The organism is Microbacterium sp. JB110, assembly GCF_003335195.1.
In the GTDB taxonomy this organism is placed as follows: domain Bacteria; phylum Actinomycetota; class Actinomycetes; order Actinomycetales; family Microbacteriaceae; genus Microbacterium.
Map to the genome: position 1 here is coordinate 1 of NZ_QPGM01000031.1, position 240 is coordinate 240.

At 43.8% G+C, this 240-nt stretch carries 1 protein-coding gene; it reads right to left on the reverse strand.

From position 1 onward, the window contains the following. The coding region (locus CIK77_RS17470; RefSeq protein ID WP_220224458.1) for a Bax inhibitor-1 family protein at nt 1-240 on the reverse strand (240 nt) is incomplete at both ends.

The window sequence follows — 240 nt, forward strand, 5'->3', positions numbered from 1 at the left end:
GTAATAATCACATCCCCCATGCCTTCCGCTACATACATACTTAGAATTGGGCCTAAGCTGTAACCTAAGAAGCCTGTGAATAAGAAAGTGAAAACGAGACCTAAGCTTGAGTTACGGTTTTTCTCTGTTAAATAAAGCAAGCCATAGAAACCTACTAGCATCAGAATCAGTCCCGGGCGAGGCAAGTTTAATGCCATGGATACACCGGCAACAACCGCAGACCAAAGCAAAGTCATAGAC